The organism is Streptacidiphilus anmyonensis (assembly GCF_000787855.1).
Lineage (GTDB): Bacteria > Actinomycetota > Actinomycetes > Streptomycetales > Streptomycetaceae > Streptacidiphilus > Streptacidiphilus anmyonensis.
In genome coordinates this window covers 1-5,780 of the sequence record NZ_BBPQ01000137.1, presented here as the reverse complement: position 1 = coordinate 5,780, position 5,780 = coordinate 1, and the positions used below count along the sequence as shown (strand labels likewise).

Genomic DNA, 5,780 nt, shown 5'->3' with positions numbered 1-5,780 from the left:
CAGCTCGGTGCCGCGTGCGGCACGGATGACGTCAGGTCGGGTCATGTCGAAGTCCTTTGCGAGCGGGTGGTGCGGCAGGCGGGTCAGTGCAGGCGGCCGGTGACGGACTCGGCGGCGGCCAGGGCGCGCCCGTCGGCGACGTAGCGCACCGCGGCCTCGATCTCGGGGGCGAGGTAGCGGTCCGTGCCGGGGCCCTGGACGTGCTCGCGCAGGCCGGCGCGGACGGCGTCGGTGGCCGGGGCGGGCGTGAGCGGGGCGCGCAGGTCGAGCGCGCGGGCGGCGGTGAGCAGCTCGATCGCGAGGACCCGGGTGAGGCCGTCGACGGCGCGGCGCAGCTTGCGGGCGGCGGACCAGCCCATGGAGACGTGGTCCTCCTGCATCGCCGAGGAGGGGATGGAGTCCACGGACGCGGGCGCGGCCAGGCGCTTGAGCTCGGAGACGATCGCGGCCTGGGTGTACTGGGCGATCATGTGGCCGGAGTCGACGCCGGGGTCGTCCGCGAGGAAGGCCGGGAGGCCGTGGCTGCGGGCGACGTCGAGCATCCGGTCAGTGCGGCGCTCGGCCACCGAGGCGATGTCGGCGACGGAGATGGCGAGGAAGTCGAGGACGCAGGCGACGGGCGCGCCGTGGAAGTTGCCGTTGCTCTCGACGCGGCCGTCGCGGGTGACGACGGGGTTGTCGACGGCGCTGGCGAGCTCGCGGTCGGCGACGGTCTCGGCGTGGGCGAGGGTGTCGCGGGCGGCGCCGTGGACCTGCGGGGTGCAGCGCAGCGAGTAGGCGTCCTGGACGCGGGTGCAGTTCGCCGGGTCGCGGTGGCTGGCGACGACGGCCGAGTCGGCGAGGACGGCGCGCAGGTTGGCGGCGCTGGCGGCCTGGCCGGGGTGCGGACGAAGCGCCTGGAGGTCGGCGGCGAAGACGGCGTCGGTGCCGAGTTGCGCCTCGACGCTCATGGCGGCGGTGATGTCCGCGGTGGCGAGCAGGCGGTGCAGGTCGTGGGCGGCGAGGACGAGCATGCCGAGCATGCCGTCGGTGCCGTTGATGAGGGCGAGGCCCTCCTTCTCGCGGAGCACGACCGGCGTCAGGCCCGCGGCGGCGAGCGCGTCGGCGGCCGGCATCTGCGTGCCGTCGGCGTCGCGCACCTCGCCCTCGCCCATGACGGCGAGCGCGCAGTGGGCCAGCGGCGCGAGGTCGCCGGAGCAGCCGAGGGAGCCGTACTCGCGCACGACCGGGGTGATGCCCGCGTTCAGCAGGTCGGCGTAGGCCTGGGCGGTCTCGAGACGGACGCCGGTGCGGCCGGTGGCGAGGGTGGACAGGCGCAGCAGCATCAGCGCGCGGACGACCTCGCGCTCGACCTCGGGGCCGGAGCCGGCCGCGTGGGAGCGGACGAGGCTGCGCTGGAGCTGGGCGCGGAGCTCGGTGGGGATGTGCCGGGTGGCCAGCGCGCCGAAGCCGGTGGAGACGCCGTAGTGGGGGGTGACGTCGTCGGCGAGGTCCTCGATGACCTTGCGGCTCTGCCGGATCTCCTCCTGCGCGTCGAGGGAGAGCTCGACAGCGGCCCCGAGGCGGGCGACGGACACGACTTCGTCGGCGGAGAGGGGGCCGATCCCGATGAGCACCTTGTTCATGGCACCTATGAAGCACCAGGTCAGCCACCCTTCACCAGGGGTTTCCCGAGGCTTCTGTCTGGGATCCCAGACATTTGGCGGCTCAGCCGTCTGGGATCCCAGACGCTCGCGGGGATACGCTGCGGCCATGTCCATCGTGCCCGCGGCCGCCCAGGTGCTGGCCGTCCTCAGGTATCTGGCCCGCCAGGCGGCGCCGGTCCCAGCGGCCGCGATCAGCCGCGACGTGGGGTTGCCGCGCTCGACGACGTACCACCTGCTCGACACGCTCGCGGCCGACGGCTTCGTCGTCCACTTGCCCGAGGAGCGGCGCTACGCCCTCGGCGTCAGCGCGTTCGAGCTCGGCTCCGGGTACACCCGCCAGGCCCCGTTCCAGCGCCTGGCCCGGGTGCCGCTGGCGCGGCTGGTGGACGGCACCGGCCACAACGCGCACTTGGCGGTGCTGCACGGGCGGGAGGTGCTCTACCTGATCGAGGAGCGCGCCCCGGGCCGCGCGCCGCTGGTCACCGAGGTGGGCGTGCGGCTGCCGGCCCAGCTGACCGCGAGCGGCCGCGCCATGCTGGCGCTGCTGCCGACCCCGCAGGTCCGGGCGCTGTTCCCGGACGCCGCCGCCTTCGTCCAGCGCACCGAGGTCCGCGGGCCCGGATCGCTGACAGCGCTGCGCACCCGCCTGGTGGAGGTCCGCCGACGCGGCTACGCCACCGAGGAGGGCGAGGTCACCCTCGGCTTCTCCTCCGTCGCGGCAGCGGTCACCGACCGCGCGGACCACCCGGTCGCGGGTGTGGCGGTGACCTTCGAGAGCGGAGCGCTGGACGCGGACCAGCGCGAGGAACTGGCCCAGGCGGTGACCCGCACGGCACGCGAGCTGTCCCGAAGGGTCGGCGGGCGCTGACGGGCGCGACAAGGCGGCCCGGTTGAACGGTTCTCAACCGGGCCGCCTCAGTTCACTTCCGGTCAGTTCAGTTCCACGGGGTGCAGACGACGTTTCCGGCCATGTCCTGGCCGCAAGCCCGCACCCAGAAGCCCGGGCCGTCGTACAGCGGGTCGCTGTCCGCGCCCGCGGTGACGGCGTTGAACTGACCGTTGACGCAGGTCTCGCGCACCTGCCCGTCCCAGGTGCGCTGGGTGGGATCGGTGGTCTGGTCCTCCCAGACGCAGCCGCTGAAGAAGTCCTGCCAGCGGATCTCACCCCAGGTGTGGTCGTGCCCGTCCAAGGTGAAGACGTGCAGCGTGACGGTGGCCATGCTGCCGTAGCCGTGCAGGGTCAGCCGGTCAGCGGGCGCGGCGCCGGCGGGACCGGCCGTACCGAGGGTGATCCCCGCGGTGGCGGCCAGCAGGGCGGCCGTCGCCGCGACGAGTCGGGTTCGGGTCATCATGGGTCAAGGTCCTTTGGTCGCGGGCCGGTCACTCGTACAGGTGGTGGCCCCTGACGTGGCCGTCACCGCTGTCGTCGGCAGGTTTCTGGTCGACGGTGCTGTCCTTGGCGTGCTTGGGCTTGTACGTGAAGTCGTGCCAGGGTCCGTTCCGGAACCACTTGGCCAGCGCCTTGAACCAGGTGGCGGCCATAGCGCCAAGAACAATCGCCGCCTGCACGTCCTGGCTCACCTGGATGGCGTGCTTGGCCGCCCCCATCGGGGTCCGTGTCTCGGTCAACGTGTCGCCGACGGCCCCAGAGTGGGCGTCGATGGCGTCGTTGGCGTCCTGCACGGGCTTTCCGGCCTTGTTCTGGTTGTCCTCGTACGCCTTGGCCTGGTCGTCGCCGTGGTCGACCGGGCCACCCGGATCCGCGCCGGTCCCGTTCGGGTCCATGGACGGATCGCCGCCGTCGTCCATCCCGATGTCACCGAGCTTGCTGGTGCCGTTCATGGCGTCGTCGGCGTCGCGACCGACGCGGAAGATGTCGTCCGCCTTGGCACCGAACTTGGCGAAAAGACCGACCCCCCTGCCGAGGGGCACTACCGACACCACGCCTGAGGCGCACCGCAGGTCGATCGAGTCGGTGCAGTGCCAGATGTCGGGCAGCGGGTTCAGATCCTCGGCCGCCGCCATCATCGGCTTCTCGAGGTACTTCTGGGCCGCGTTGTTGGTCGTGTCGAAGAGGCTGTTCCAGGCGCAGCTGATCGGGAACCAGGGATCGCACCCGTCGTCCAGACCGCTCGGGTCGCTGGCGCTGACCGGGTCGTCGCCGGCGTAGGCGTAGCCGCCCAGGGACTGAGGGTCGTCGGCCTCGAACAGCGGGTCGACGGAGATGAATCGTCCGGTGGTGGGGTCGTACTTGCGGGCCCCGATGTCGACCAATCCGGCGGACGTGTCGGTGGTCTTGCCGAGGAAGGTGTGGTCGTCGGGCCAGGTGGTGGCGGCGGTGCCGCGGGGGTCGCCGTAGGGCTTGAAGTAGCGGCGGGCGAGGACCTGGCCGGTGGTGGCGTTGACGGTGGTGCTGCCGGTGCCCTGGTTGTTGGCGATCTCGTAGGTGAGCGCGCCGCTGCTCGCCGCGACGATGGACGGGGCGCCGGGGTAGTCGTAGTAGCGGTTGCCCGTCACCGCGCCGGTCTTGGTGTTCAGGTAGAGCTCGGTCGAGCCGAGGTAGAGCGTGGTGGTGCCGTTGTCGCGGCGGATGAGTTGGTTGCCGTCGGCGTCGTAGAGGTAGCTCGACGTCGTGGCCGGGGTGGTGCTGCTGTCGGTGACGGTGGCCAGGTGGCCCTCGGGGTCCCAGGTGAGGGCCTGCTTGGGCCCGGCGGCCAGGGTGCGGGTGGTGGTGTTGCCGGCCGCGTCGTAGCCGTAGCTGTCGGTCCCGGTGGTGCCGCCGGTGGCGGTGACGCTGCTCAGCAGGTTCGGGCCGGAGCTTCCCGCCGCCGGGTAGGTGGAGGTGCGGGTGGTGTCCTTGGCCGTGTTGCCGGTCGGGTCGTGGTCGGTGACCGAGGAGCGGTCACCGGTCAGGGAGCCGCCTGCGTCGAAGCCGTAGCTCTGCCAGTAGGGTGCCGGGCCGCCGAGGGAGGAGGCGTTCGCGGGCGGGTTGTTGCTCGTCGAGGACGCGCAGGAGCCGAGGGCGCCGGTGGCGGTCGTGGGGCTGTTGAGGTTGGTGGTGGCGGACGGAGTCTGGTCACCCTTGTCGGCCCAGGCGCTGGTCAGGCGGCCGGCGTAGTCGTAGGCGTAGCACTGGAGGTCGCGGGCCTGCGGGCCGGGCTGGTAGGAGCCGGAGACGGTCCAGTTCTGCAGGTCGGCGGTCGAGGTGAGACGCCCGGACGCGTCGTAGGTGTAGGAGACGTCGTCGATGCTGTAGGTGTTGAGCTGGTTGGGGTTGACGGTGCTCTGGCCGGCGGTGGTGTCGGTGAAGGTGTTGCTCACCCGGCCGGTCGCGGCGTCGTAGAGGTTCTGCTGGACCATCTGGTACGGGTAGTCGCCCAGGGTGCGGGACAGGATCCGGCCGACCTGGTCGTAGGAGGTGGCCACGACGTAGTCGGCGTTGCCGCCGGCGGCCAGGAGCAGGCCGTTGACGTTGTAGGAGTTGTAGACGGTCTCGGCCGGCAGGCCGCCCGCCGCGGACAGATCGGTGTGGTCGAGCAGGCCGGTGACCGGGGTGTAGCTGTTGTTGGTCTGGTAGGTGCCCGCCAGGGCTCCGTTGCCGTCGGCCGCCGGGATGGTCACCGCGTCGCCCAGGGAACGTCCCGCCGCGTCGTACCCGGTGACGCCGGTGGTGTAGGCGTTGACGCCGCCGTCGGTGTAGCGGGTCGAGCCGGCCGGCAGGCCCCGGTTCGACTTCCCGTCCGAGGAGGGCGCGGTGTCATAGGTCCAGCCGGCCAGCTGCGTCGACGACGCGGGGAGCGTGCTGTTGGAGCCGGTCCAGGCCGTGTTGTACTCGGCGGCTTTGCGGCCGAGGTTGTCGTAGTAGTACGAGAGGTACTGGCCGCGGGCGTCCTGGGTCTGCACCAGCAGGCCGGCGTTGTCCTCCACCGTGTAGCTGGTCCCGGCATCGGGGTCGCTCTTGGTGATGTGGTGGCCGAGCAGGTCGGTGGTCGTGGTGGTCCAGGTGTTCTTGCCGGTGGCGTCGGTGGTCGTCGAGCTGGTGCCGCCGGGAACGTAGGAGAAGCCGTAGCTGGTGACGTCCGCGTCCGCGGTGTTGCCGGTCGGCGTGGGCGGGTTGTTGCGGTAGGTCCACAG

At 71.9% G+C, this 5,780-nt stretch carries 4 protein-coding genes; 1 reads left to right on the top strand and 3 read right to left on the bottom strand.

The features are described from left to right. Positions 1-83 precede the first annotated feature (83 nt). Positions 84-1,625 carry a histidine ammonia-lyase gene (gene hutH, locus TR50_RS41910; RefSeq protein WP_201776943.1) on the bottom strand — a complete coding sequence of 514 codons (1,542 nt, stop codon included), beginning with the start codon at positions 1,623-1,625 and terminating at the stop codon, positions 84-86. Between the two features lie 127 nt (positions 1,626-1,752). Here hutH and TR50_RS41905 point away from each other — a divergent pair, with 127 nt between their 5' ends. Further along, on the top strand, positions 1,753-2,514 hold the full coding sequence (locus tag TR50_RS41905) for an IclR family transcriptional regulator (RefSeq protein ID WP_042435895.1): 762 nt from the start codon (positions 1,753-1,755) through the stop codon (positions 2,512-2,514). Positions 2,515-2,581: 67 nt separating this feature from the next. Here TR50_RS41905 and TR50_RS41900 read toward each other — a convergent pair whose 3' ends face one another. Together TR50_RS41900 and TR50_RS41895 are read right to left on the bottom strand one after the other, a co-directional pair. After that, a complete protein-coding gene (locus TR50_RS41900) occupies positions 2,582-2,998 on the bottom strand; it encodes a hypothetical protein (RefSeq protein ID WP_042435892.1) in 417 nt (138 codons plus the stop codon). A 28-nt stretch (positions 2,999-3,026) separates the two neighbouring features. After that, the coding region (locus TR50_RS41895; RefSeq protein WP_160311292.1) for an RHS repeat-associated core domain-containing protein at positions 3,027-5,780 on the bottom strand (2,754 nt) is incomplete at its 5' end.